Annotated in this window: 26 protein-coding genes and 4 pseudogenes; 10 read left to right on the forward strand and 20 right to left on the reverse strand. The window is 55.5% G+C overall.

The window, feature by feature from the left end:
• Nucleotides 1-241: 241 nt before the first annotated feature.
• On the forward strand, nucleotides 242-781 hold the full coding sequence (locus AB4874_RS17785; RefSeq protein ID WP_368392986.1) for a YajG family lipoprotein: 540 nt from the start codon (nucleotides 242-244) through the stop codon (nucleotides 779-781).
• 317 nt (nucleotides 782-1,098) lie between these two features.
• Here AB4874_RS17785 and AB4874_RS17790 read toward each other — a convergent pair.
• Together AB4874_RS17790 and AB4874_RS17800 are read right to left on the reverse strand one after the other, a co-directional pair.
• Nucleotides 1,099-2,188 (reverse strand): annotated as a pseudogene (locus AB4874_RS17790) (IS5 family transposase); the annotation flags it as partial.
• A gap of 190 nt (nucleotides 2,189-2,378) precedes the next feature.
• Nucleotides 2,379-2,690 (reverse strand): annotated as a pseudogene (locus AB4874_RS17800) (IS110-like element ISMmg1 family transposase); the annotation flags it as partial.
• 225 nt (nucleotides 2,691-2,915) lie between these two features.
• Between AB4874_RS17800 and AB4874_RS17805 the strand changes: the two are divergent.
• From AB4874_RS17805 to AB4874_RS17815, 3 genes are all read left to right on the forward strand, one after another.
• Nucleotides 2,916-3,329 carry a ferric reductase-like transmembrane domain-containing protein gene (locus AB4874_RS17805; RefSeq protein WP_368392987.1) on the forward strand — a complete coding sequence of 138 codons (414 nt, stop codon included), beginning with the start codon at nucleotides 2,916-2,918 and terminating at the stop codon, nucleotides 3,327-3,329.
• Nucleotides 3,330-3,333: 4 nt separating this feature from the next.
• Nucleotides 3,334-4,269, forward strand: coding sequence for a ferredoxin reductase family protein (locus tag AB4874_RS17810; RefSeq protein WP_368392988.1), 936 nt, complete (start codon nucleotides 3,334-3,336; stop codon nucleotides 4,267-4,269).
• Nucleotides 4,270-4,681: 412 nt separating this feature from the next.
• Nucleotides 4,682-5,389, forward strand: coding sequence for a VIT1/CCC1 transporter family protein (locus AB4874_RS17815; RefSeq protein WP_368392989.1), 708 nt, complete (start codon nucleotides 4,682-4,684; stop codon nucleotides 5,387-5,389).
• 570 nt (nucleotides 5,390-5,959) lie between these two features.
• Here the strand turns inward: AB4874_RS17815 and AB4874_RS17820 are convergent.
• From AB4874_RS17820 to AB4874_RS17870, 11 genes and pseudogenes are all read right to left on the reverse strand, one after another.
• Nucleotides 5,960-7,225, reverse strand: coding sequence for a glycosyltransferase family 4 protein (locus AB4874_RS17820; RefSeq protein ID WP_368392990.1), 1,266 nt, complete (start codon nucleotides 7,223-7,225; stop codon nucleotides 5,960-5,962).
• A gap of 33 nt (nucleotides 7,226-7,258) precedes the next feature.
• Nucleotides 7,259-7,876: a hypothetical protein gene (locus AB4874_RS17825; RefSeq protein WP_368392991.1), complete on the reverse strand. Its 618-nt coding sequence runs from the start codon at nucleotides 7,874-7,876 to the stop codon at nucleotides 7,259-7,261.
• Between the two features lie 445 nt (nucleotides 7,877-8,321).
• Entirely contained in the window at nucleotides 8,322-9,140 is an 819-nt protein-coding gene (locus AB4874_RS17830) for an FkbM family methyltransferase (protein ID WP_368392992.1), read from the reverse strand.
• A 229-nt stretch (nucleotides 9,141-9,369) separates the two neighbouring features.
• Nucleotides 9,370-9,576 (reverse strand): annotated as a pseudogene (locus tag AB4874_RS17835) (IS3 family transposase); the annotation flags it as partial.
• A gap of 318 nt (nucleotides 9,577-9,894) precedes the next feature.
• The gene (locus AB4874_RS17840; RefSeq protein ID WP_438273499.1) at nucleotides 9,895-10,062 is read right to left on the reverse strand and encodes an integrase core domain-containing protein; all 168 of its coding nucleotides are present in this window, start codon (nucleotides 10,060-10,062) and stop codon (nucleotides 9,895-9,897) included.
• 148 nt (nucleotides 10,063-10,210) lie between these two features.
• A complete protein-coding gene (locus AB4874_RS17845) occupies nucleotides 10,211-11,668 on the reverse strand; it encodes a nucleotidyltransferase family protein (RefSeq protein WP_368392993.1) in 1,458 nt (485 codons plus the stop codon).
• Nucleotides 11,665-12,345 carry a glycosyltransferase family 2 protein gene (locus AB4874_RS17850; RefSeq protein WP_368392994.1) on the reverse strand — a complete coding sequence of 227 codons (681 nt, stop codon included), beginning with the start codon at nucleotides 12,343-12,345 and terminating at the stop codon, nucleotides 11,665-11,667. Before AB4874_RS17850 ends, AB4874_RS17845 begins: the two co-directional genes overlap by 4 nt.
• The gene (locus AB4874_RS17855) at nucleotides 12,342-13,088 is read right to left on the reverse strand and encodes a glycosyltransferase family 2 protein (RefSeq protein WP_368392995.1); all 747 of its coding nucleotides are present in this window, start codon (nucleotides 13,086-13,088) and stop codon (nucleotides 12,342-12,344) included. The genes AB4874_RS17850 and AB4874_RS17855 overlap by 4 nt, the downstream gene beginning before the upstream one ends.
• Before the next feature lies 1 nt (nucleotide 13,089).
• Entirely contained in the window at nucleotides 13,090-14,187 is a 1,098-nt protein-coding gene (locus AB4874_RS17860; RefSeq protein ID WP_368392996.1) for a hypothetical protein, read from the reverse strand.
• Nucleotides 14,147-14,527, reverse strand: a complete 381-nt coding sequence (locus AB4874_RS17865) for a PqqD family protein (RefSeq protein WP_368392997.1) — start codon at nucleotides 14,525-14,527, stop codon at nucleotides 14,147-14,149. Before AB4874_RS17865 ends, AB4874_RS17860 begins: the two co-directional genes overlap by 41 nt.
• A 61-nt stretch (nucleotides 14,528-14,588) precedes the next feature.
• A complete protein-coding gene (locus AB4874_RS17870; RefSeq protein WP_368392998.1) occupies nucleotides 14,589-15,551 on the reverse strand; it encodes a radical SAM protein in 963 nt (320 codons plus the stop codon).
• A gap of 734 nt (nucleotides 15,552-16,285) precedes the next feature.
• Here AB4874_RS17870 and AB4874_RS17875 point away from each other — a divergent pair.
• The 3 genes from AB4874_RS17875 to AB4874_RS17885 all read left to right on the forward strand — a co-directional run bounded on the left by AB4874_RS17875 (nucleotide 16,286) and on the right by AB4874_RS17885 (nucleotide 17,530).
• Nucleotides 16,286-16,585: a hypothetical protein gene (locus AB4874_RS17875; RefSeq protein ID WP_368392999.1), complete on the forward strand. Its 300-nt coding sequence runs from the start codon at nucleotides 16,286-16,288 to the stop codon at nucleotides 16,583-16,585.
• Between the two features lie 125 nt (nucleotides 16,586-16,710).
• The gene (locus AB4874_RS17880) at nucleotides 16,711-16,977 is read left to right on the forward strand and encodes a hypothetical protein (protein WP_368393000.1); all 267 of its coding nucleotides are present in this window, start codon (nucleotides 16,711-16,713) and stop codon (nucleotides 16,975-16,977) included.
• A 238-nt stretch (nucleotides 16,978-17,215) separates the two neighbouring features.
• The gene (locus AB4874_RS17885; protein ID WP_368393001.1) at nucleotides 17,216-17,530 is read left to right on the forward strand and encodes an HPF/RaiA family ribosome-associated protein; all 315 of its coding nucleotides are present in this window, start codon (nucleotides 17,216-17,218) and stop codon (nucleotides 17,528-17,530) included.
• A gap of 156 nt (nucleotides 17,531-17,686) precedes the next feature.
• Here the strand turns inward: AB4874_RS17885 and arcC are convergent, their stop codons facing one another.
• The 5 genes from arcC to AB4874_RS17910 all read right to left on the reverse strand — a co-directional run bounded on the left by arcC (nucleotide 17,687) and on the right by AB4874_RS17910 (nucleotide 23,306).
• Nucleotides 17,687-18,616 carry a carbamate kinase gene (gene arcC / locus AB4874_RS17890; RefSeq protein WP_438273498.1) on the reverse strand — a complete coding sequence of 310 codons (930 nt, stop codon included), beginning with the start codon at nucleotides 18,614-18,616 and terminating at the stop codon, nucleotides 17,687-17,689.
• Between the two features lies 1 nt (nucleotide 18,617).
• Entirely contained in the window at nucleotides 18,618-19,619 is a 1,002-nt protein-coding gene (locus AB4874_RS17895; RefSeq protein ID WP_368393002.1) for an ornithine carbamoyltransferase, read from the reverse strand.
• Nucleotides 19,620-19,637: 18 nt separating this feature from the next.
• Nucleotides 19,638-20,870, reverse strand: a complete 1,233-nt coding sequence (locus tag AB4874_RS17900; RefSeq protein WP_368393003.1) for an arginine deiminase — start codon at nucleotides 20,868-20,870, stop codon at nucleotides 19,638-19,640.
• 24 nt (nucleotides 20,871-20,894) lie between these two features.
• A complete protein-coding gene (arcD, locus tag AB4874_RS17905) occupies nucleotides 20,895-22,364 on the reverse strand; it encodes an arginine-ornithine antiporter (protein ID WP_368393004.1) in 1,470 nt (489 codons plus the stop codon).
• Nucleotides 22,365-22,835: 471 nt separating this feature from the next.
• On the reverse strand, nucleotides 22,836-23,306 hold the full coding sequence (locus AB4874_RS17910) for a thermonuclease family protein (RefSeq protein ID WP_368393005.1): 471 nt from the start codon (nucleotides 23,304-23,306) through the stop codon (nucleotides 22,836-22,838).
• 111 nt (nucleotides 23,307-23,417) lie between these two features.
• Here AB4874_RS17910 and AB4874_RS17915 point away from each other — a divergent pair, with 111 nt between their 5' ends.
• From AB4874_RS17915 to AB4874_RS17925, 3 genes and pseudogenes are all read left to right on the forward strand, one after another.
• Nucleotides 23,418-23,627: a hypothetical protein gene (locus AB4874_RS17915; protein WP_368393006.1), complete on the forward strand. Its 210-nt coding sequence runs from the start codon at nucleotides 23,418-23,420 to the stop codon at nucleotides 23,625-23,627.
• A 155-nt stretch (nucleotides 23,628-23,782) separates the two neighbouring features.
• Nucleotides 23,783-24,346 (forward strand): annotated as a pseudogene (locus tag AB4874_RS17920) (exonuclease domain-containing protein); the annotation flags it as partial.
• Entirely contained in the window at nucleotides 24,347-24,793 is a 447-nt protein-coding gene (locus AB4874_RS17925) for a BRCT domain-containing protein (RefSeq protein WP_368393017.1), read from the forward strand. It abuts the pseudogene before it with no gap.
• A 139-nt stretch (nucleotides 24,794-24,932) separates the two neighbouring features.
• Here the strand turns inward: AB4874_RS17925 and AB4874_RS17930 are convergent, their stop codons facing one another.
• Together AB4874_RS17930 and AB4874_RS17935 are read right to left on the reverse strand one after the other, a co-directional pair.
• Nucleotides 24,933-25,703, reverse strand: a complete 771-nt coding sequence (locus tag AB4874_RS17930; protein WP_368393007.1) for a metallophosphoesterase — start codon at nucleotides 25,701-25,703, stop codon at nucleotides 24,933-24,935.
• 92 nt (nucleotides 25,704-25,795) lie between these two features.
• A complete protein-coding gene (locus AB4874_RS17935; RefSeq protein ID WP_368393008.1) occupies nucleotides 25,796-26,152 on the reverse strand; it encodes a DUF6634 family protein in 357 nt (118 codons plus the stop codon).
• Nucleotides 26,153-26,430 lie beyond the last annotated feature (278 nt).

Consider the following 26,430-nt stretch of genomic DNA (forward strand, 5'->3'; position numbering starts at 1 on the left):
GTCGAGTGAACAGGCCGAGAAAATCAGTATGGGCGGAAAGCCGTCATTCGCCGCAAGTGCAAACCAATAAGGTTATGGAAAAGCAAACAGACATTGAGATTTATTGGCCCTACAATTGATACGCAGAGCCTACTGGGACCCGAAAGTCACAGGAAACCACGCAAACAATTCAGACACTTACTTTGACAAATCTAATCAGATAACTCTCGGCGTGCCTGACTTTCGAATTAACGAGGACAGAATGAAAATTAAAGCTTTTGCGCTTATTACATGCGCTGCGATCTCTTTGGCGGCATGCGACACCTACACGGCACAGCAATACCAAACGACTCCGCAAAACACGATCGCCATCCAACAGCTAGCGTCGGCCGGTGCGCGTGCCTCCGTGGGGGATGTTCGTCTGGCGGAGGGTATTGAAGCCCGACCGACGTGCCGCTTGGCAGGTCCGCTCGATCTTGGTGGCGGCGACGATCTCGCAAACACCATCAAACAAGCCATTCAAGGCGAATTGCTTGCTGGCGGAATGTTCCGGGTTAACGCGACTCCGATCAACATCACGGTGACCGAGCTCAAACCGGATTCGTTTAACGGTAGCTGGACCATCGGCTTGCAAGTCTATTCGAGAAAAAGCTCTGGTTACACAATCCAATCGACAACCGGCTTCAGCACCAGTTTTTCTGCTGTCTCAGCGTGCAACAACACCGCCACCGCTTTCAATCGCGCGCTCTCGGATGCGATTCAGAAGCTGGTGAAAGACACGCGGTTTAAATCTTTGCTGTAAACCTCTTCATTCCTTTGCTCCGGACCGGAATAGCTGCTTCGCCTTGGAGCAAATGTTGAAAGGGACCGCTCGTCACTCGAGCGGTCCCAACTTCTTTTCGCCATTTGTGCTTGTATGGATGCCACCGTTGGTGCAAGTGATTTTTGAATGGCGCGAGCGTGTGATCGGGTGTCTGCCGCAGTGTCGGCATAGATCATGTCGCGGTAATCTTCGGTCAGGTCGTCATGCATGTGCTTCGGGGTATGGCCCAGAAGGTTGCGGTGGGCGTTGTTGCGCAAATCAGCGTTGGGGCTGACGGCCCCCTTTCCCGTGGCCTTTCAGGTGATAGCCTCGATCTCGTCCCTACCGAGGGCCGAGAAGCGGTTCATGATAGCGATGCGGATCTGGATTTCGGCGGTCTGGCGGTCGGGGTCTCGGGACATGATCCGCTCGCCGAAGAGCTTCAGGCGATTCATCTGAGCTTCGACCCGACTTCGGACGTGATAGTCCGCCCATCGTTTCCAGAGCGCTCTTCCAAGGCGTCGCGTCGCGCGCAGGATCTCGTTTCGCGCCAAGGCTGCAGGGCAGTCCTCTTTCCAGGCGCGCCCGTTGCGGCGGATCAGTATGACGGCATCGGCGCCGTGCTCGATGATCGCGGCATGGCATCGTCGCGTGTCATAGGCGTCGTCCGCGGTGACGTTGGCGATCTCTTCTTCCTCGGGAATTTGCGCCAGCAACTCCGGCAGCAAAGGGCTGTCCCCCTGGCGGCTCGAGGTGAACTCGACCGCGCGTATGTCGCCGGTCTCCGTGTCTATGGCGATGTGGACCTTGCGCCGTTGCCTCCGGCGGGAAGGGCCATGCTTCCGAGCCAGCCATTTGTTACCCGGCAGGGGATTGCGAAGCAATCGCCCGAGAGGGCGCCATCGCCGCGGAACTTGATGCCGGTGCTGTCCACTGTCCGGCAGGGCAATGTGCAGCAATGGCCCGAGAGGGGATCAGCAGGTTCAACGGCTTCCCCGAAAGGCGATAGGGGATCTGCACCACGTGCCGCGCTTGCCGTCGGCACAGCGTCGAATAGTCCGGAACCGGCCAATCGAGCCCAGCCATCCGGATCAGGCTCTCGACCAGCCCGACCGTTTGCCGAAGAAGAAGGCCGAAGAGCACTTTCAGCGTGAGGCAGACCTGGACCGCTGCATCAGAGAATGTCTCGGGCCGCCCACGCTTGCCGGTTTTTCCGGCATGCCAGAGGGTGTCGGCAAGAAACCAGTAGGCTTCGCCCCAGGCGTTGAGGATCTCGGGGGTCGCGGCCTCGCCTAACACTTCGGCAACAGCCCCCAGCAAGGCATTCCCAACATGCGGGTAATGCTCGGGCAGGATTTGGAGGCCGACGTGCTTCTGTGCAATCCGCTCCAGCGCATCAATAAGAGCCCGTGGCGCCGACACTAGTCAGACGCACAGCGCCGCTGATCGCGCGCATGGATCACAAAAGCCCGCCAGACTTCTGGCGGGCTTTCAGTAATACAGAAAGCGTTAGAAGAAAGGCGAGCGCGTTTGGCAATCAACGGTCGGGCAGAGCCCGCTTTCGAGCCAAGTGCTGTTCGAACGAAGCGTTGAGGCCGGATGGGCGCGTTGCGGCTTCGGCAATTGCCTCCGCCTCGCGGTCGTCGTTCTTGTGAACCTTCACTTAGGGTCGGACATAGAGCGGCGAAATCAGCCGGGGTTCGTGGCCATGCTGCAGGCAAAAACGCCTGACATGATGCGCGCCGTCGCAGGCTTCCACCGCTACAACGCAGGGCGGCAGCCCATCCAGAAAGTCCAGAAGCCGGTGCCGCTGGACGCGCTTGCGAAACACCACCGCGCCCGCTTCATCCAATCCCGCAAGACTACAAACGGTCTTGCCCAGATCAATTCCCAAAACCTTGATGTCCATCATATGCTCCTCTCTCCACCTATCCCCGCAATAATAGCCGCGGTTTGGTGGGAAGGCAGTTCATCCCATTAGCTCAGTCACTTTCTGCAAATGTGGAATGTGCGCAGGGCGCGCATCTCGTTTGCGACGGAAATAAGAATTGGATTCGTATCTATTTTTGCAGATAGCGCGAACGCCCCATAGAGTCCTAACGTAATAGGGCCTAAATTTGAGTGAGACTGACAAATGACCAAGATCAACATCCGCTTGTTCTGGGGGTTCTGGGGTGTGGCGGCTGCATTGTGGCTGGTGCTGAACCCCGAAATCTTCTTCGCGACCTCCGTCTTTGCCCTGCGCAACCCGATGATGCAGTTTAGCGGGGTGCTCGCCATCGCTGCGATGAGCGTGGCGATGATCCTCTCGTTGCGCCCGCGCTGGCTGGAGGCAAAGGTGGATGGGCTCGACAAGATGTATCGGCTCCACAAGTGGCTCGGCATCGGAGTGCTCGTGCTGGCGGTGTTCCACTGGCTTTGGTCTGAAGCGCCGAAATGGGCCGTCGGGCTGGGGCTGCTGGCGCGCGGGGAGCGGGGAGCGGGGGGAGCGACCCGAGATCACCGACCCGATCCAGAAATTTCTTACCGGCTTTCGTGGCACGGCTGAGGGGTTGGGCGAATGGGCGTTTTACGGCATCGTCATCTTGTTGCTGGTCGCGCTGATCAAGTTGGTTCCCTACAAGGTCTTCCGTTACAGCCACCGCTTTGTGCCAGTCGTCTACTTGGTCCTGGTATTCCATTCCGTCATCCTGATCGACCATGCAATGTGGGCGACCCCGCTCGGCGTCGCGCTGGCGCTCCTCATGCTGGCCGGTAGCTACGCCGCGTTGGTTTCGATCTTCGGACGGATCGGTGCCGGACGCCGTGTTTCCGGCGAGATCGCCGAGATGCGCAACTATCCCGGCGTGCGCTCACTCGAGACAGTGATCCGGCTCGGCAAGGGCTGGCAAGGACATCAGGCCGGTCAATTTGCCTTTGTGACTTCCAATGTGGTCGAAGGCGCGCATCCCTATACCATCGCCTCGGCCTGGTCTCCGGAAGAGCCGCTAGTCACCTTCGTCTCGAAGGAACTCGGCGACCACACCACCGGTCTTATTGACCGCCTCAAGCTCGGCCAGAAGGTGACGGTGGAAGGCCCCTATGGCCGCTTCACTTTTGATGATGGCCTGCCGCGCCAGATCTGGGTCGGCGCCGGTATCGGCATCACCCCCTTCCTCGCGCGATTGAAGGAAATGGCAACGGTTAGCCCCGACGAAGCACGGCCAGAAATTGATCTATTCCACACGACACGGGAAGTGGACGAGGCGGCGCTGGAACGAATTGCCGAAGATGCCCGCGCGGCCAAGGTTCGGCTGCATCTGCTGATTGACGCCCGCGATGGCCAGTTGACGGGGCAGCGCATCCGCGACGAGATCGGGGATTGGCGCGAGGCGAGCCTTTGGTTTTGCGGTCCCAGCAAGTTCGGTGCCGCGCTGCGGACAGATTTCGCCGCGCAGGGGTTTCCGACTGACGAGCGGTTTCACCAAGAACTGTTCGAGATGCGCTGAACACGGAGTCCTATTTCAAGGGGACGTGGCCCTGTCGCAGCGGCATGTTAATCGACCCTTGGAAACCGCGACCTCAGCATTCCACACCGTCTGGAGAAAGGACGTCATGATCAACCCAAAGACCACGGCTAAGTCCCGCTTTGCAGCCTCATAGGACCAAATTTATGCAGCGCCGCGCATGAATCGCTAGAGCGGGCTGACTACGGTCAACTGTCGCGGCACTGAGAATGGGCAGGCAGAGGTCCAAAGCGAAAGTTTGAACGCCGCACTACCGCAGGACGGATCCGAGCCCAAGTTTACCGTGTTTGGCTAGTGCTCATATGCCGATTTTGCAGATAGCTAAGACAGTGTGTCGAATATATAAGCAGCCGATATGGAAATGTGCATTTGCCCATTCTTGACGGAGATCACGATGAGCTTACCCTACAAATCTGCGCATGAAGAATTGCACTACATCAATCGCGCAGGTTGGCTGCGTGCGGCTGTTTTAGGTGCCAATGACGGCATCGTTTCAGTTTCATCGCTGATCGTCGGCGTTGCAGCTGCAGACCCCAGCCCAACGGCTATTTTGGTGGCTGGTGCTGCCGGGCTTGCTGCAGGTGCTATGTCGATGGCCGCTGGCGAGTATGTTTCGGTCAGTTCGCAGTCCGATGTCGAACGCGCTGACATCGCTCGCGAAAAACAAGCCCTCATCGACACACCAGAAGCGGAAGAAGCGGAACTGGCATCGATCTATCAGTCACGTGGACTGTCCCTCGAAACCGCGGCCTTGGTTGCACGGGAGTTAACTGTCAAAGATGCACTCGGCGCTCATGTGCGTGACGAGCTTGGACTGTCCGAAGTGCATAGCGCAAATCCATTGCAGGCGGCGCTTGCCTCTGGACTTACGTTTACGGTCGCAGCAGCACTGCCGCTCGCCGCCGCCATTTTTGCGCCAAGCGATAGGATTATCCCTACCGTCGTTATTACGACCTTGATATGCCTAGCAGGCCTAGGTGCCTTAGGTGCCCAAGTCGGCGGAGCACCAAAACTGCGCGCAACAGCCCGCGTATTATTTTGGGGCGCGGCGGCTATGGCCATCACTTCCGTTGTCGGAAAAATCTTTGGCGTGAGCGTTTAGGCATAGGTGGATTTGCCGGGAGCGCGGCCGTTGCCTCGTTTCCGGCGAGATCTCACTTTGTCCCACGTTGCCAACCTTGGCACGTCAATAATGCTGCGCCACGCGTGAATGGCCGGTCCAGGGAAGTTGCGGCGCGGCACGACCTGCTCCGGAGAACGGCGGCTCTGGGCCGTTTACCCCATCAAGGTAGCCCGCTGACCACGACTTTGCAAAGGGCGCTTTCTGCGCATTGCTGCCCTTGGTGCAGGGCGCGGCAAGAACTACCGCGCAGGCAGAGGTGCGAATGTCGGCTTTTCACTGTGATAACCAATGATCGCGCACCTGCGGAGAATGTCTGTAAACCGCCCTTCCTGCACTTGATATGATGATACATTTGCCCCCGTCATGGGGTCGGCTAGGTTACGAGACCCCGGCCGACTACGCGCGGACCCTGACCGCCGCAATCGAGCGTTTACCTTCAATGCCCTCGGCCACGCGTTTGATCTCGCCCTAGCCTAAGATCTCGGGGGGAAGGAGGAGGCTCGTCCCGACGACGAGTTCTGCAACAATGCCTCATTGGTGCCTCAAGGCTCAAGCCATCAAATGCGAAGCCTTGGCGATCGCGTTCATCTGCCCAATCACCTTTGAAAAATGCTCTTCCCAGCTTGTAACCGCAGGGACAGTTCGGCGTGTTCGCACCCCACTGGAACACAGAATGTGTGTCACCCAGCCATTGATGTCTGAAATTGGGATGTAGGTAGGATAATCCCCTACAAATTCCCGATAGACTGGCAGATCATTGGCGATCACAGGGATGCCCCATTGCACAGCTTCAATGACCGGCAGGCCATAGCCTTCAGCCATGCTTGGTATAAGCAAAGCATTAGCTTTGCTCATCATTGTGGCCACAGAACTATCATCCGGCTTCTCCACGACATGGATGACAAACCCGTTCAGCGCGGATGCGGCAAGCCTTTGACGAAATTTGTCGATCTTCCAACCCCATCTCCCGGCGATCACCAATTGGGGAATTTCTTCTCGGGGAAGGCGACGCGCCATTTCCTCCCAGACATCGAGTAGGAATTCATGCTGCTTCCTCCCTTCAATCGTCCCAAGAACCAAGAAGAACGGCTTACCTAGCGCAATTGCGGGAGGGAGGCGGCCGCCCTCAACGGCCTCGGTCAAATTGACCCCAAGGTGCGCGACGATAACCTCACCTTTTGGAGGCCACCCATTAATTCGGTGGGCGTGGCGCGCGAAATCATCCGCTGTGACCTGTGAATTGCATAGGACCAAGTCACATTCCCGGGCAAGAAAGGCTACAAATTTTTCCATGTGGTTCTTGGCGCCGGGTAAGCAATACTCAGGGAAATCAAGCGGAATTGTATCATGGATCAGCTGCGCGCTACGGATACCCGCCCGCTCGATCGCCGCATGCAGACCAGCTCTCACGCCGCGTTGGCTGACAGATAGAAACCAACTGTCGGGTCCTGCGACTTTCGACAGCACCTTTCCGACCTTCGCCCAATCCTTACTAGGCCTAGCCACGGCCTGCTTCATTAGCGCGCGTCGTAAGGCAAATCGATTCCGACCGATTTTTAGTGCAACACGGCTAAGGATGGGCATAGAGCTCGCCCGCCCCAACCGTTCCCACTGCACAAGAATTTCGCCAGCCGCGGGACCAAGGATCACCGTCCGGCCCTGCCTTTCAAAGACGTAATGCGCTTTGACTTTGCCATTCGCGACACGGGAGAGCCAAGCTCGCTCGACGCGCCCTATTCCGGAATGACGCTGCGAGGCCAAACTGTACACGATGTCAGAAATATCATAAAATATGTGCACGTAATCCACCTTCATCGACACTATACTCGCTTAACAAATATCATATGGCTACGCTTGTTTGGTTGACTTCCTCGCCAGTTCCCTCATCGAACCGGTCATTCTACTAAATTCAGGCTCGATATCGTCGCTTTTTTTCCAGATGCCGTATTTAGTCCGGAAGTAGGAGATCACCCTCAGATCAGCAGCGACACGGTTATACCCTGCCTCTTCAAATTTGAGCAATCCGTGAATTCGACCTACGCTCGCCGATTTCGGCTGCTTCCCATTTCCATTCAACCATATCGGAATGCCAGCTAATTCGAGATGTCCCGACAACCATGGATCATCAACCGTCCACATTACGTCTGGTATGTCGAACGCAGTGTTGTCAAACCAGTTTGGCCGGACGAGAACGCCGCCGTAGCCTGAAATTTGATCGACATATCCACTATTTCGGTAGGTATGGGGTTTGTGTAAGGTTAGCGACGCTACCCGCTTTAACCTATAGATCCAGTCCTTGGGTGCACGCCTACTGCGGGGAAGGCGATCAACGGGCCTGTCACTATCCGCGATATCGGGGAAAGTCTCGCCCACCTCGACGATACAGGTGTTCGGCCTTTTTAGAGCTGCACTCTTAAACCTCTGATGCCAATTACGATCATACGCTTTGTCATCATCACAGAACATGATGTCTATATCTTGACCACGGAGTTCTCGTGCTGCAGGCAAAATTTTCGTTGCTGGCCCGATGTCCGAATCGCATCGGACAATCCTTACTCCGTCGGGAACATTTGGCAGTTTTCCGTTCCATTCTGGAAATCGCCTGTATGCTTTCGGCACATAGAGTCGGACCTCGCTAAATGGCAAGCTTTGGGAAAGAAGTGATCTGAGTGCGGTTGTGAGCCCATCAAATCGTGGGGGTATTGAGCTCAGCGTTACGATGGTAGGGTTTTCTTTAGGCACTATTTTTCACTGCTCCTATAACATATTATCGCTCAACAATTCGCCAACCCGAGGGTGATCTAGCAGCGCTTATATCCGTGATCACGCCGCACACAATACCATCGGCGCGAAATTGCAGCTGTCCGTAAAAGTACATTTAAATATGCAAGGCGACTACGGTACTGAACAACTACGTGAGCCACTCAAGTTCAGCATCTGGGATGTTTGTATAGTATCTATCTACAGCGATCGCATGGACACATCTTAAACCAACTGATTCTGCTGCCGTAGATGTGGCAACATGGTGCTCAGGGAACTCTTCAACTTGCAAAAATACTCTATTTTGCAATACGAGCCGAGCCATGCCGCGCAATACTGCGGGCTCATGCCCTTCGACGTCCAGTTTTCCGATTATGGTTGCGCCCCTGAGATCAAAAATATCATCCAAAGAGACGCAGTTCAACGTTATAGCGTCTGTGGTTTCGGGCGCAACAACACCAGTGCTACCGCGATTGCCGTCTTGAATCTTTTCACTGGGCCGGAAAGTGAGCGTTCCTGTTTGATCGGAAACGGCAACATGATGCACGTTGATCTTATGCACGAAGTCATTCAAAAAAAGTTGACTTCTGAGTTGAGAGTGATTCTTTGGATCAGCTTCAAATGCATGAATATGTTCTACATGTGACCGCACTGCCAGCATTGAGTAAAGGCCCCAATACGATCCAACATCAAGAAATATCGGATTATCTTGCGTATTTACCCATCGATAGGCGCGGCCCATCAATTCAATTTGTGTGGCTTCCCAAGTACCGTTGACCAGCATCGCTTGATCAACCAGACTTGTCTGGTCAAGCAATAACTTTAGTCCTAAACGGTTCCTAATTATGTATTTCGAAGAAAACTTATCGAGCGAGAGAATTTCTTTAATCCAGGCTTTAATCTCACTGAGCTTTCTTTTCAAATGTCGGCGAACAAAATTACTTTTGTTTTTTTCATCAAGCAGTCTCATGAAGATATTAGGAATTCACTTATCCTTTCGCTTCTTGTTTTCACGGTGGTTAAATTTCTTTTGTAATCCCCTCGTTTTTAACACGGGGCAATCCCAATACTCGTGCCGCCACTTTCGGTTTTTGGGCCCATGCTCGTCCGATCGCAATGTAAGTTTAGAGCCAGTTATATGTCTACATCCATTTAAGCCGAACCGTGCGGTTGTGGCAGAAGATCAATGGGTCCTGACTCTAGGTGTTTAGTCCCAGCATCTGGTGGATCAGATCAATGATGAAGCGATCTGGCTCTGAAGTCCAGATCTTGCAGATGTATTCGTAAGGCGTAAGCCCCCTTAGGGTCTTGAGACTGCGGGCGAAGTTGTAAGCTGCCATAAAGTCGGCGAGATGTGTTCGCAACTGGTCGTGATTGTCGTAGTGGAAGCGTTTTACGGTCGCCTCGCCGTCTTAGTTTCGTTTGACGCTAAACCGCCTCTCGCGGCATCCGACACGGCCATTCGATATCAGCTGACCACTGGAACCCGTTTCGCCTCAACTTTTCACGTTGATCCTGCGGGATCAGCAATTGACGACGTCACTTCTCTTCGCCACAGGTCAAGAAATCTTTCTATTTCGCTGTCCAAAAATGCAAAAATAGTTTGTCACGCCTGCACTCCGCCTCCTGCAGGATCGACGCTGCGACCTTTCCTTGACCCACGCTAGCGTGGCCAGCGCGGCGGGTGAGGTGCTCCCCATTCCTTGGACAGTATCTCGCGCTTTTTAAGCTCTGATCTGCTCCTGCTGATCGGGTTGCGTTGCTTCGATTAGCGAGTAGACCACCGCCGGTGGTTGTCCGCCAAGGGCTTTGTGCGGGCGGCGGTGATTGTAGAACTCCATCCATTTCCGGACTCCCGCGCGGGCCTGAGCCCCGGTCTCCCAAGCGTGCAGGTAGTCCTCCTAAAAACGGGGTAATCATATCCCAATTGGTGGACCACTTCAGCGGGGGCATTCCATCTTAGATGCGCTGCATATTTTTCTGATCATTTGTGTCCCCAGGCTTACTTACATCCCCCATTGAAACCGGACGGATTGTGGCCTAGCGCTGATGGGTGAAGTCGACCGCCAACACCGAAAAGGAAACAACGCCGTACTTCTGGTGTTCGGGGCTGCCGTCCGGCGCTTCAACCAATTTCCCCGGTAAGGCTAACAGAACAATCGGGAAATCTTCCTTTGTAAGCATGATCTGACCTTTGAATCGCACCTCTGTATGATCGCCGCTCTTGCGTAGGTGAAAGGCTTGCAGGTGGCATAAGTTGCGTGTTGAGCTGTTGAGTTCGAATTCAATGCGTCGCCGTTTGAGCGGCGTCTTGACGTTTAGTGTGACATTGAACGCCAAAAGCCCTGCTTTGGCTTGTGTATCCGGTACAAGTTGATGCTCTAGCACGCCGTCCGAAACTGCGGCAGGTGATCCAGGTTTTGTCACTGCGCGAAACAGTGGCGTATCTTGCATTTTATCCCGTCCAGAGTGTTTTAACTTGTGAAAGTTCTCAAACCCGCGCCGGATAACCCTTTGTGCTGACGATAATTTCCCGATGTCTTTGGCAAGAAACATTGCACTGATTTGTGCCGGGGACGCCAGATTGGTCCTTCCACAAACGTCGCGTAGCACTTCGGACGGGATATTCAGGCCAACTTCTGTTGACAGATATGACAAAGCAATTGCGGTGGGTCCGCTCAGTTTGCGCGATTTGGTGATCTTGCAGAATTTATCCCAATCAACGCCGTCTAAATTCACGATCCGCGCGGCGTCGACAAGCCAGTCGCTATGGCTGTGCCCATCCCACCCGCCATGGCCAATGGCGATGGCCAATCGTTCCTCTGGGCTGGGAACAAAAACTGGAAGACCGTAGAACTGCGCCGGTTGGACGTCGTCAAACAAGGCGCGGTCGCTGTCGCTGCTTTGGTTGGCGATGTGATACGCGTATTGATGCAGGTCGATATCGCCAAAGCGTCCCTGCTTGAAATTCCGCGCGCGCACGCTTGAGATGCGCCCACGCAATCCAAGCACACTTTCGCCCCGTGTACTGTTCCAGCCATTTGCAGCCAAAATTTCGAATGCGCTCACAAAATCGCTAGGGCTAAGAAGCAAGTCCAGATCATAAGCTGTGCGCGATTTTTGTTCGGACACATCCAAGGCCACGCGGCAAGCGCCCTTTAGCAAAATCAACTGCAAACCCGCCGAAACCATTTGTAGCAACGCCGGCTTGGCTGCGCTCATTGCCATGAGCGATCGTGTCCAGTTTAGCCTTTGCAACCCGTTAAGGCGCGCATGCTCTGGGTGTTTTTTTAACCTGTCGTCAAATCGGGTTGTGATAGCGGCAAGTAGGCGATGTTCGGGAAAGGTCGCATCATCAAGGTCGGTCTCATGCAACCAGCTTTCGATTGCGGCAAATGCGCGGGCCTCATCAGGGCAGATCGCAGCAATAACCAGCTGATTGCGACCGCCATGCGGCCAAGCCCAAGCAAGGTTTGGAAACCAACGAGAGCTGGTCATGATGTACTTTCCGCTTGCTCACGCGCTTTGCGCCGCATCATAGCCCGATGCGCAACCATGAGGTATCCTTGATCTTTGGCGTTGTCTCGCCCATAGGAAAGACTGCCTGGGATGATCCGCCGCAGGACCAGCACCGCGTTACAGACTTGAAACTGATACCCCAGTTCACGCGCCCGCCCGAGCCAGTCAACCATGTCGCCCCGCCCACCCGGCGGGTCGAAAATATCGCCTACATGGTCAAACGCAGCGCGATATAACACCAGGTCTGATCGGGTCTTGCCGTCACATTCATGACCGGTGGTGTAGTCATCTGATCCATGCTTGAAATGTCTGTGACTTCCAAAAACTAAAGTCTGTTTATTCGCTTGGCGTAATATTTCGAGTTGCTTTTCCATCTTGTCGGCCATCCAAAGATCGTCCGCATCAAGGGTCGCAACGATATCGCACATCGTTCTTTTAATCGCGCGACTTGTCGCTTGCCCGCAACCAGCATTGTCTTGTGTAATGACCTTGACAGTATCTGATTGGGCGCGGGCAATCGCGGCAGTGTCATCGGTTGAACCGTCATCGACGACCACGATATCGCTCGGAGGTACGGTCTGTGCCAAAACGGATTTTATCGCCTCTGCAATGGTCTTTGCCGCATTATAGGCAGGAATCGCAACGCTGTAGGTCATAATAACTCCGCCGGAAAATCGATGTTGAAGCTAGGTTTGTTCAACTGACGTGACGGGTCCGATTTGCGACGTTGAATGCTTTTCATCAATGCAAGTGCAAAGCTCTTTTTGGCTTCGTCCAGTTTCTTGGTCATGTTGCCGGGATGGCGCAGATAGTAGTGGCAAATCGTATCCGTTTGCGCAAATTTTGTACCTGATTCAAATATACGCAAGAGATAGTCAGTGTCTTCTGCCTGTTTTAGGTCTGTGTCAAAGAACCCTATCCGATCTACCAGATTGCGCCGCATCAGGGCGCATGACAGGTGGATGCTTGTCATCCGGCGCGCAATCGCATTTTCGGCGGGGCAAAGCGTTTCGGGGTTGATCTGATCCGTTCCAACCATGTCCCCATAGGTGATTTCAATGTCTGGATTATCCCGCAATAACGCAAGGTCGGGCCCAAACCGATTGGCAGCGATGATGTCATCAGAATCTAGAAACGTCACAATTTGGGTTTCCGGCAGTAGATTTAAAAGCCCCGTATTGCGTGCTGCTGCAACGCCGCCGTTTTCGCGGGGCACCACCCGTACGTTTGTTGTCGATTGCACGAGATCGTCAGTCACAGATGGGGTCTGATCGGTGGACCCATCATCGACAATCAGGATATCCAAATCAACCTGACCGGCACGTTCGAGCAATGACCTAATCGCCAGTCGTAGAGCATCGGGTCGATTGTAAACGGGAACGATGACAGTGGTTTTCACATTAGAATTCCGCAATGTAGTGACGAATGGCGCGTGTTATCTCGGTAGGATCAGGCCCAAGATCAAGCCTGTAGCATGGTAGACGTCGCGATATCTCTGCAGCAACAGAGTATAACAGCGGACGATCGCCGGGGATTTGCGACACACCGGATGGGGCCAGCGCAAGGAATGCTTCCTTGGCTGTGGTGATTGTTAATGTCGTCTTTGCTGCGCCGGTGATTTTCGGCAGAAGCAGCGCGCCAAGTTGGATGTGATCTGGCCCCTTGTGGCCAAGATCGGGCAAATAGAACTGATACTTGTTCTGCCAGTTAACCCGTTTCGGTATGGCAGGATGATTATTGAGTTGTAGGCGTTTCAGCCCAACGTGATCCTGTTTTAACGTATCAAAAAGCGGATAAGCCGTCAGCGATACCGGGTTCACAAAGACATAGTCATCGCCAACTGTTTGTAATCCTTGCAAAATACCGGACAGGACTGTGCCAGATTTGCCTGATCCGCCTGCACCAGCGAGAAGAACGCCCCGGCCATCAACAGCCAAGCTGCCTGCATGGATCAAAGCACCGCCGTCTTTTGCCAATTGCCACTGCAAGAAGTTGCGCAACGGCGATCCTGGATCCCAATCAGGATAGCCGTGCTCAGTTGGCATGATCTGGATGCCGCAACCCGTCTGGCGGTCGAACAGCTGCCAGAACGATTTTTCAGGAAAATGATGTAAACGGTAACGCGTCTTGGCAAGTGCCGCTTCAACCCCGCGTTCGACAAAGTATTGGCTGCCCCAAGTGAGAGTTGGAAAGCCGCCCTTTCCAGCGATGCCAACAGCGATACGCGTGGCTGGCTGATCCGTATTTGGTGTCGACGCTAGTGCAAGGTCAGCTTGGGATAAGTAGGCATCACTGCAAGACCGGACCCTGAAACGCTGACCTGCAATACCAAAGCTGCGTTCGTACTGGGCGTCTGCAAACATTGCCTCAAAATGATCAAACACCCGCGCAAGACTAGCTGCGACGTTTTCTGGCCTAATGATCAGGTTCTTCTCGACGCGGAAGACACTCATCGTCTTAGGATGATGTTTTCTGCATCTTTGGCCAGCCAGCTTCATCATCCACATCGTGGATCGGATCGGCCACGATCAAATCTGACAGGTCATCATAAACTTCGATTGTCGGGGCTGAAACCAAGGAAAGCGGCACGGCCGGTTTAGACGTAGCTGTCGTGGCGGGAACAATAAGCCCGAGCTCAATCAGATGCTGTGCAAACGCAACGGCGCCTGCGGCTAAATCATCAGTGATAGATTGCCCGTCGACAATCGCACTCCAAAGCAACGCGGCCGAAGGGTTGAGACCAAAGTACTGGCCTGACCTGAGATTCAAAACGACGAGATCGCCACCAAAGCTTTCGTGAACAATATCTGGTCCGGCAAGTTGATAGCAGGTCGTCATTCTTTACCCTTATTTTTCATCAAGACGCAAGATTTCGACTTTGCGTATCGCGTCCATCCGCCTAAAGCAACTGCCTGAATTTGCGCGCAATTGCAGGACCCAAACCGCGTTTCCTTCTTTCCGGCATACGGCAATCGTCGATGACCTGCATGTTAGTCATCGATTGCGCGAGCAACGTGTAGTCCACGATATCTTCCATCGGTGTTTGAAGGTCATCTTTCCATGATTTGCGTGGCAAGCCTGTTTGATTGAACTGCTTTCCACAAGACCCCACACAATTGGCGCAGGACCTCAGTGGGCCTGCGCCGTTCAAAAATGCAATAAGTCGGTCGCGCAAGTCCGGTGCAGAGGTGACTGCGAAACCTTCATCTGTGAGATGTCCACCGGTGAGCGGTGGGACATATATCGACTGCGGGCACCTGAACATGTGATCCCCACGCAAGCTATGGCAGCCCCAGACGTTGGCCATTTTGCAAGCCGTCCAAATATCATCGACCAGTTTGGGTGTCTGCGCTTTGTGCAATGAAAAAGTGTGACGAAACTTTGGGTAGTGGGCAATTTGAACTTCAGTGCCGAGCTTGTCCCCTTTACGGCGCGCGGCTTTGATCAAGTCTTTGGAGAGGCCCGAGTTTTGGTAGACTGATATCTCCAGCACATCTAAAGCACGCCAAGCCTCATCTGGCAGCCGATCAAGCAACACACCATTTGTGATGAGATTGATTGTGTTTCCAATGCCCGATGCCCGGCCAATATGGATAAGGTTCGTCAGGTTTGGGTGCAATAAAGGTTCGCCGCCCAGCAACCGTAAGCGGTCGCAATGGTAGACATTTGACAACACCCCCAGGACGCGCTCGGTTTGTTGCAGATCGGCATTCCACTTTCGCATCACGGGTGACGCGTGATTGCATTGCTGACAGCTGATATTGCAGTGGTCGGTGACAATCAATTCCAGGTTCATTGGTGGAATGATCTTACCATTTTCTACCCTTGAAAAGGTCCGAGGTCTTAAATCAACTTCTAGCATCTGATCGCGCTTCCTTTGGATCACTGAGGTATGAGCCATTGCATTTGGACATGTCCGCTTGATGCATCCCAGCGCGCAAAAATGAAAGCAGCTTCGCGCGCACAAAGCGAGTGCAAGAGAAAGTCGAGACGTGCAATCTTATTTTCAGCGATTTTGCTCAAGAGCTATCGTGAAACTGCCTGTCAAGCGGCGCTGTTGAACTTGGTGGTATCGACGAAAGTACAGCACAATTTCGCTTTGGGTGGTGGGCCGACGGGCGTTCTTAAGCTGAGGCTGGCCGCTTTGCCGTGAAGGTAACGCAGGGGTTGTTGAGGTGTCGCGCTACATATCCTAAAACATTTAGTCGCGCGACTACGAGCCCACAACGGACGTTTTAAGTGTTCCGTCGGGCTAGCCGTCTTGAATGACCGCATTCGGGATGTGGTCGGGTTCGTTTTGCTTTTGCAGCAAACGTCCGGTTGCCTGAAGAACCATCCCGAAAGCAGACCGACCAGACCGCTCGGCTTTGAAGGTCCGCTTTTGGCGGCATCTCAAAATTCTCGCTGCAAAGCGGCGAACGGCCGCTAACCGCCCTTGGTGTAGGAAGGCGCTCACGGCCCTGAGCTGCCGTTGCAGGAGTGGTTGCGCGCTGCGGCGCAGCTTGCGCAAAGCCGACCTTGCAACCTCATCGCTAAACGCTAACCTTGGTTTCGAAATACGCTTCCAAAAATGACGTTTGCAAGGACTTAGTAGCAATGACCTTTGATCAAGCAATGTTCAGCATCTACGAGCGCGCAAAAAGGGAAGCTAGCTACAACGCCTCAATTTTTCTTCGAATGCTTACTGACAACGGTGGCATCCAGACTGCACGAACTTTGATCAATGCAACCAAGCCTAGTGATGGATACACCGCGCTTTATGAGAAGGGGCGGCTAGACTTGACCGTAGAGGCGTTGGTCCTAGAAAACCAGATTTGGCATGAGCTTTTCACACTGGATGAACTAAAGCGGGCTAAGACTCGGCTTCAGCAATACGGTTACGGGTTTCCGGCCTAAGGGATCTCGGCCCGTTGCTGCCCTTCAGTGCTTGTTTCAGATGCTGCGACCACATCCCGCTTTGCGGACATTGGCTTGCGTGAACAGTGCTCCTATTATCTATCGGAGACCAACGAGGTAGTCAGATGGAACGCGAACCCAACCTTGTCATTTCCAGCGCCTCGCAGCGCATCGTAGAGGATGGGGTGCCATTCAAGGTGGATATCTACAAACTCGAAGGTGGGGAGAGATGGACGCTGGAAGTTGTGACCGAAGACGGCACAACTATCGTTTGGGACGATCTCTTCGACGATGATCGGGCAGCGTTCGACGAGGCGCTCAATACCATCCGCGGCGAAGGCGCCGTGGCGTTCGCCAACGGCGGATCGAACGTCATACCGTTCAAACAGTAGGCCACCGCCCATTGCCGACATTGATTGATTGCTCGGTCGCCGCGCCGCGGCTTTCGCATTCCTGCCGTTCGTTGACGGTAGGGATATTTTTCTGACTGGAGCGCTGAAGTAGGGGCACGATTGGGTCCTTGCTTCGCAGTCGAGGCACAAGTTTTGCACTTCTTTCGCAGTTGGCTTGCTCTGGATCAGTTATCTCGACGGATATTCATGGTAAGAAGACACAGACAGGAGGAATGACATGCAATTTCAAATGAACACAGATTCCAATATTCATGGCGATCAACATCTGGCTGATGAGGCCGAAAAGATTGTCACTGCGGCGCTAGGGCACCTGACCGATCGGCTGTCCCGGATTGAGGTGCACTTGGCCGATGTGAACGGCGCAAAAGGCGGGGGCGACGATATTCGTTGCACCGTTGAAGCGCGCCCCGAGGGGATGAAACCACAGGCCGTCACCCATAGCGATGCCAATGCCAATGCTGCCCTGCACGGTGCGGCGAAAAAGCTCCGGACCTTGTTGGACAGCGAATTCGGAAAGCTGGGACGCCACTGAAACGCACTGATGGGGTATGTGGGTCGGGGAGGCGCTCGTTTCGCCCCAGAATGCACTGGGCCCGATTACCGCCGACCAAACGCACTAAATCATTGCTAAAATGGGCTCCTTTCACGCGCAGGGCATGAATTTAGCCGTGGAGGCTTCCTGATTCCTTCACCTCTCGCCCTCTATCCGCGTGCCCGCTTGGCCATCGAGAATGTGCAAAGCATCTTCAAGGCGACCAATACCGGTGAAGCCTCCGGTCAGGGCGAAGTCACGCCCAGCATTGACTTTCGGTCCCATCGACCCGGCAGGGGCTCCAAGCGCATCTGCCTCGGACGGCGTCAGGTGGGTGATACGCGCCGCTGTCTCGGTGCCAAAATCGCGATAAACGGCGTCGACATCGGTTAGCAGCAAAAGCGCATCCGCCCCTAGTTTCCGCGCCAGTAAGGCGCTGGCGGCATCCTTGTCGATCACCGCCTCCACGCCCACAAGACTGCCATCATCGCGCTGTATGACGGGGATGCCCCCACCGCCTGCGCAAATCACGATCACCCCTTGATCAAGCAGCAGTTTCACTACGCGCAGGTCGGGAATGTCGACCGGTTGGGGCGAAGCGACAACGCGGCGCCATTTGGCCCCATCGGCGGCAATCGCCCAACCTGCGGCCTTGGCGCGCGCTTCGGCCTCGTCGCGTCCATATACGGGGCCGACAAATTTGGTCGGTTTGCCAAAAGCCGGATCGCGGCGATCAACCACAACCTGCGTCAAAAGCGTCGCCACAGGCTGATCATGGCTGAGGGCGTTTTCCAGCTCCTGCTCGATCATGTAACCGATCATGCCTTCGGTTTCAGCGCCCAGCACATCGAGCGGATAGGCCTCATCGGGTTTGTAAGACGCGCCTTGCAGGGCCAAAAGCCCGACCTGCGGCCCGTTGCCATGGGTGACGACCAGTCGATGCCCGGCCCGCACGATGGCGGCCAAAGCCTCGGCCGCGCGTTTCACATTGGTGCGCTGCGCCTGCGCCGTCAGCGGCTCGCCGCGTTTCAACAGGGCGTTGCCGCCCAAAGCCGCCACCACCAGCATCTCAGGCCCCCCCAGCATCTCAGGCCCCCAATGTGGCGACAAGCACCGCCTTGATCGTGTGCAGGCGGTTCTCGGCCTGATCGAAGACGATCGAGGCGGGGCTTTCGAACACCTCCTCGGTCACTTCCATGGCTGAGATGTCGAACTCGGCCTCAATCTCGGCGCCCACCGTCGTTTCGGCGTTATGGAATGCCGGCAGGCAATGCATGAAGCGCACCCGCGGGTTGCCGGTTTTCGCGATCAATTCCGCATTCACCTGATAGGGCATCAACAGCTTGATGCGCTCGGCCCATTTCTCTTTCGGCTCGCCCATCGAGACCCAGACGTCGGTATAGACGAAATCAACGCCCTTCACCGCCGCGTCGATGTCTTCGCTGATCATGATCCGCGCGCCAGTCTCCTTGGCCAAGGCCTGTGCCTCGTCCTGGATCGCCTGCGTCGGCCAGCATTCCTTGGGCGCACACAGCCGCACATCCATGCCCATCTTGGCACCGCCAATCAGCAGGCTGTCGCCCATATTGTTGGCCGCATCGCCGATAAACACGTAAGACACCTTATGCAGTGGCTTTTCAATATGCTCTTGCATGGTCAGGAAATCCGCCAAAATCTGGGTTGGGTGAAACTCGTTGGTCAGCCCGTTATAGACCGGAACGCCTGAATATTTCGCCAGATCAGCAACGATCTCTTGGCCGAAACCACGATACTCGATCGCGTCATAAATCCGGCCCAGAACGCGCGCGGTATCCTTGACGGATTCCTTGTGGCCCATGTGGTTGCCCGTCGGGCCCAGATAGGTGACGCGCGCACCTTGATCATAGGCAGCCACCTCAAAACCGACACGGGTGCGGGTCGAATCTTTTTCGAAAATCAGGGCGATGTCCTTGCCCTGCAATCTTGGCACCTCGGTTCCTGCATATTTGGCGGTCTTGAGGTCAGCGGCCAGCTTCAGCAGGAAGCCGATTTCGCGCGGGGTATAATCGCGCAGCGTCAACAGGCTGCGGTTTTTCAAATTGAAAGCCATTTGAGCGGTCCTTTCAGATCAGAGTGCATCACGGATGGTCGGGCAGCTCATGCAATGTCCACCACCACGGCCACGACCAAGCTCGGCGCCCGGAATCGCCAGAACCTCGATCCCGACGGCTTTGAGGGCCGCGTTGGTATCGTCATTGCGGTCATAGCCCACCACCACGCCCGGGCGCAGCGCCAGCACGTTGTTGCCATCATTCCACTGTTCGCGGGCACGTTCTTCTTCGGTGTTGCCACCCGTCGGCACGATTTGCAGCTTCTTGTAGCCCAGCACCTCGGCCACGATGTCAAAGATCGGGCGCGGGTCGTGGCGGAACGACAGCGGAGCGTCACCCTCGCCGGGTCGGATATCGTAGCAGACCAGCTCATCCGCGACTTCCTTGAAGGTCGTCACCACATCGCCGCCACAGAGGGTGAAGATCGTATCAAGGTGCATCGCCGCGCGCGATTTCGGGATGCGGAAAGCCAAAACGCGATCCACGACGCCCTTGGCAAAAAGCGCCTCGGCCAGCTGACCGATCCCTTGGGGCGACGAACGCTCCCCCATCCCGACCAGAACGGTGCGGTTGCCCACCGGCATCACGTCGCCCCCTTCCAGCGTTGCCAGACCGTGTTCTTTGGTGGGGTCGCCCCAATGGATCGTGACTTTGCCTGCAAACTTCGGGTGGTATTTGTAAATCGCGGTATTCAGCAGCGTCTCAGGCCGTCGCGCCGCCCAATACATCGGATTTACTGTCACCCCGCCATAGATCCAGGCGGAATTGTCACGCGTGAACAGGGCGTTGGGCAGAGGCGGCAAGATCAGCCCACGATGCCCAAGATAGCTACCAAACAGGTTCTTGGGCGCGAAGGGCAGGTCATCTGCCGCCAATCCGCCGAGCAGATACTCGGCCAATTGAGCGCCCGGAAGGTCATCCATCCACGCGCGCAATTCTTCCTGCATGCCCACGCCGACATGATCGGGCGTCACCCGATGATCGAGAACAAAGGCACGCCCCTCTGCACTTTCCAGCGTTTCGGCCAGAAGGTCGTTGACGTCGAGCACCTCGACCCCTTCATCGCGCATCAGGTTGGCAAAGACATCATGGTCTTTTTGCGCCTGTTTCACCCAGAAGACATCGTCAAACAACAGATCCTGGCAGTTTGCGGGCGTCAAACGACGATGCGCCAAACCGGGACGACAGACAATGACTTGCCGCAGTTTCCCGGTTTCAGAGTGGACACCTAGCTTCGTATTTGTGGTCATTTGATTGTTCCTAAATGTCCAGCATCACAGCGCGCTGATCGCGCCTATCCACATCTGATAGATGGCGACGAGTGCTGCTATGACGATGCCAATGCCGATCCAGACTTCGACACCCGAGAAAGGCTTTTCACCATTTTTCGCGCGCGCATACCAATAGATCGGCACACCGGCAGCATAGAGGATTGCGCACATCAGCAGATAGGCAGGCCCCGCCGCATAGACCAACCATGCGCCGTAAACCGTGGCCAAACCGCCATAAAACATGTCGCGGCCACGCCGTTCACCTGTTTTGTAGCCCTCACCACTGAGCGCCAGTTTGAACGCGTAAGCGCCCGACAGCACATAGGGCACCAGAATGGCGGTTGAGGCGATGTAGAACAACGCAAGATAGGTTGAGTTTGCATAAAGCGTGACGATCAAAAAGATCTGCACGAAAATGTTGGTGATCCACAGCGCCCCAGCGGGTGCGCCGTTCGTGTTCTCCGTGGCGAACACTGCAGGCAGCATGCCCTCTTTGGCCGCGCGATAGGGAATTTCCGCCGCAAACACCGTCCAGCTCAGGAACGCGCCCGCAACCGAGACCACAAGCCCGATGCGCACAACGACCGAGCCCCAAGGACCGACCGCTTGCTCAAGCACATTGGCCATCGAGGCAGCCGCCGGAAGCCCCGCCAGCTCCGTCTGACTCATCAGGCCAAACGACATAAGCGAGATCAACAGATAGACCGAAAGCGCAATAACAAAGCCGATGATCGTCGCGCGCCCGATATCCGTGCGTTTCGCGGCACGCCCCGAGACGACGCTTGCCCCTTCAATCCCGATGAAGACCCAAAGCGTGACCAGCATTGTGCTTTTGACCTGAGCCACGACGCTGCCCAGATCTGGCGTCTGCATCCCCCAGAAGTCAAAACTGAATTTCGGCATATTGAATGCGACAGCCACCAGCACGATGAACAGCGCGATCGGCGCCAGTTTGGCGATGGTGGTGACAACGTTGATAATCGCCGCCTGCCGGATGCCCATCAGAACAAGTGCGTGGGTAACCCAAAGGACCACTGATGCGCCAATGATGGCCTGCACCGTGTTTCCTTCCTCCCCGAAGGCCGGATAGAAATAGCTCAGCGCACCGAAGATCAGCACGACGTAAGACACGTTGCCCAGCCAAGCGCTAAGCCAATATCCCCACGCACTGTTGAAGCCAACGAAATCCCCAAAACCGGCGCGCGCATAGGCATAAGGCCCGGCATCAAGTTGCGGTTTACGCGTCGAGAGCCCCTGATAAACAAATGCCAGCGCCAGCATGCCAATACCCGTGATCAACCAGCCGATGATGACGGCCCCCGGAGACGCGCCCTTGGCCATGTTCTGCGGCAAGCTGAAAACACCGCCGCCGATCATTGATCCAACAACCAATGCGGCCAGTGGCACCAAGCCCAGTTTTTGCGAAGTCTTTTCTGCTATCTCCGGTGTTGGACTCGTTTCGCTAGCGGTCATAGTTGCGTTCCTCCGATCAACGTTGATGTCCCAATGCCCGCAGGCATTTGCATGAAGCTCGGATGATCAGAACTTTAAATTAAGCACGGCTATTCATTGCACTACGCTCGGTCCCATCGAACTTCTACGCGTGCAATTCTACGCCGAGCAGCACCGCGACGTATTGACACAGATCATGAGTGGCGATGATTGCGCCTGCACACACCGAAGCGATGCGCCGTTCGCCGATGAGCCGCCCAAGCAGGTGGCTAATGGCCGCTTTGGGCGTTATCGGGCAAAGATCCTATGTGCGCAGCGAACGGCCGCTACCCGCCCACCTGTGCGTCACCCTGTGACACGATAGCATCGTTGCAAGCGACGAAAATAGGCTATCGCGGGCAGTTGTTACTTCCCGCTAAACCGGTAGCAAGCGCTATGGCCCACGCAATTGGTCAACTTTCCAATGTGACGGCCCGCATCATCAGCGTCATATTAGCGTCGGCGCCAATCCCAAGGCATCATGAATTCACTCGCCCAGATACCGGCTCGTTGTTTCCTAGCCGCGTCTTCCTGGGGCACGTACTCCCGCCCATAACGCCGATACGCGACGGCCCTGCCATTGCGAACAAGCCAAGCGTTCAGGTCTTCCCCGTTTTGGCGGCAGATCGCGACGAAGCGTTTATATCGGTCGATATCGGTGACCTCACATGAGACCGGCGCGCGTCCAATCTTGTCGGCGAGCGCAAATGACGCATCCTTATCGCAGTTCCACAGCTTGCCGTTGGGCAGCTTGCAGCGCTGACGGCTCTCAATCGCGTCGATCGCGTGTAGCCGAATTCGGCTCCCGTGAATGTCGATGGTGTCGCCGTCAATAACCGACGCTGTGCCGGTTATGGTCTTCGCTTGCAGCGGCCCACAAAGACCAACTGCAAGGATAAATCCGAACAAGAGCCTTAGTGACAATGGACACGCCCCGCTTTGTTGTCCATGTGGCAGCACTGCCCAGCAGGTGAGCTTTTCCGGCAACCGCCACCGTGGGCGATTTTATCTTGGCTCAATGCAGCAGCAGTCGGCATGGCTTGGATCGGCATTGAAAGCGCGAGCAACGCAGCCATGGTTGAAAGAATAGCCCTCATTGAAATACCTCCCACACAAATCAGTGAAGAGGACCGCATCGTCTTGGCCGAAGGCTGCAAGGGGAATGATGCCGTTTTCGTGATCGTTTCCGGATTTCTGCAGCCGACCCTTTCAGAGGCCCCGGATCACCGATGCGGACCTCCGTGAATTACTGCTGCCTGTATGAATGCGGACATGGATGTCCAAATGAAGGGCATGACTGCGTTTATTTTAGGGCAGCTGTCCGGTAGGAATTGAGGATTACTTCGTAGTCGAGCCAGCATTAAGCTGTTCATGTCAGCATTTTTAGAAGGGGCTTTCTTATGGCAGTTTTTGACTGGCTTACTGGCGGTTCGCGAAAGCAGTCCCAATCACCGCGTGCCGAGGCCGATCAGCGGAAAGCGCAGGTATCTGACCATGCCGCGCCGACTGATCGCCCCGCTTTTTCGCACACGCCCCGCGTGCCGGAGGGTGACTTTCGCTTCATCGCGCTTGATGTGGAAACCGCGTGCAGTGATGCCGCCAGCATTTGTCAAATCGGCATTGCTTGCGTGCAGCCTGACAACCAGATTCAGACCTTTTCGATGCTGGTCAATCCCGGCACCCGTTTTGACGCGTTCAATATCCAGCTTCACGGTATCGGCCCCGCGCATGTCGCTGACGCTCTTCGCTTCCCCGATGCTTTGAATGCGCTGTTGCCGTTGTTGGCCCGCCACCAGCTCATCCAGCACAGCAATTTCGATAAGCAGGCCGTCAATGCTGCCTGCGGGTTTTGCGGCATCGAAACGCCCGACCTGCGTTGGAGCGACAGCGTCAAGATTGCGCGGCGTGCCTGGCCCGAATTGAAGGGGAACGGGGGCCATGGCCTTGCAAACCTCAAGCGGGTTTTGGATCTACAGTTTCACCATCACGACGCAGGCGAAGACGCGCGGGCTGCCGCGATGGTGGTGCTTCATGCCGAAGCGCGAATGGCCATGCCGTTTGGCGAGCTGGTTCTACCGGCGCCGAAACCCCGCTTTCCGAAGAAACCGACCCCACCCGCCAATCCCAACGGGCCACTGGTGGGCGCAATCGCAGTGTTCACCGGAATCCTTGGCATGACGCGGGACGAGGCAGCAAATCTTGCGGCGCGCGCGGGAATGGATGTGAAAGCGGGCGTGACGAAACAGACCACACACCTGATTGTCGGCGATCAGGATCTGAGCTTGCTCGCAGGGCACTCGAAAAGCAGCAAGCACCGCAAGGCAGAGGCGATGCGCGATGCGGGGCATCCGATCCGGATTCTGGGTGAGAGTGAGTTCAAAGATATTCTTTCGGGTGCTGGCGTTCTGTAAAGGCCCGTGACTTTCGTATGCGTTTGTCGGCGATGTGAGGTGCCCCTACGAGACCAGCGCCAACAAGCGATGCTGAACTAGAGTAGGATTGCATTGAGAAAGGGCGACGGCACGCACGATACTGCGAACAAGATCGTCACTAACCATCGCGCGGCTCCTTTGCTTTGCGCGCCTTCGCTGGATACCCCACCGAGACATTGCGCAACTTGGTCGATCCAATCTGAAACTCTGCTGCCAAGTGGGTGTGCCCGAACAGCCATCGATCAGGCTGGAAGCGGTTGATCAGATCGCTCAGGTCCGAGGCATAGGCTTGCGGGACCGGGCCGCCCGGAGACAGCGCGAAAGGATGGGGCGCATGATGGGTCACGACGACGGTCTCACCTGCAAACGGTTCTGACAACCGCGCCCCCAGCCATGCGACATGCTCACGATGCAGCGCAACCGTGTCGAGCGGGCGCGCTTTGCGAAAGCCCGCGTGCGCGACCCGGATATAGCGGTAATCGTTCATGATCCGCGCAGCCTCGGCGGCATTCTCTTCCAATGTTCCAGTGCCCATGCGCATATCCGTCCAGAGCGTGCAGCACAGATAGCGCGTGTTGCCATGAATGATCACAGATTTCTGCGCAAACTTGGCGCCGGCTGTGTGGGCGATCTCGGCAAGCCGATCATCACCATCCAGACGGAAGTCGTAATAGTCATGATTGCCCGGGAGCACATGCACGCGATCCAGCGGAATCCGTTTGCCGATCAGCGCGAAGGCTTGTTTCCAGCGCACCCGGGGTTTGTTGGTCAGATCGCCGGCGACAATCATCAACTCGACATCGTTGAAGTCGATCTGATCAAGCGGGTTGAGGCCCGCCTTATGCCAGAGGTCAATATGCAGGTCAGCGAGGACAAGCGTGTTGGTCATGATCGGTTCCATGATTTCAAGGACAGGGCTGACGGGTCTTATGCGCGATAGGCTGTTGATCCCCTTCACCACGGCGCGGTTCTGAGCTCGCCTTAAAGGAAGGGATCGAGACCATGCGCACTCGGTGCGAGGCGTCCGTCTTTGCGAAGTTCCGCCAAGAACCCGTCATCACGTTCGCCGAGATTGTAGAACCGATTGCAACTCCGGGCCCAACCCTTAGCAGGTTGCAAGTTCATGAGAGGCGACGTCCGGACGCGCGCGCCCTCGCGCAGATGCGGGTGGCCGGAGACTTGTCCGATAAGCAAGGGAACACCACTTTCCTCGATCGGGCACCACCTTTGAAGAAGGGGGGCATCCGCAAGATCCTCAATCGAAGGGTTGGATGTGCTGAGGCTAACGATCCAATCCTCAAAGCTGACGATTTCGAAGACGCCGCGCGTTTCAGCCAAGCCTATATCCTTCAGCGTGATCACGAAAAGATAGGTCTGATAGAGGGGGCTCAGGGCAGGATCCTCTCGGATGTGCCGTTTCAATTTCTGGGAATCCGAGCCTCGGCCCTTGAGAGAGCGCAGATGCTCAATCCGTTTGAGGTAGGGTTGCATGGCGCGGGTGGGTCTCGAGGCAATCATGGCGGCAGATTCATCCTTGGGAAGGAGGGAGTGTTGGGTGGATGTTACTCGTTTTTGGGCGTCTTGGAAATATATAAGATATTGAAAATAAACAGTTT

Origin of the sequence: Thioclava arctica, assembly GCF_040892615.1 — a bacterium.
GTDB classification, from domain to species: Bacteria; Pseudomonadota; Alphaproteobacteria; order Rhodobacterales; family Rhodobacteraceae; genus Thioclava; species Thioclava arctica.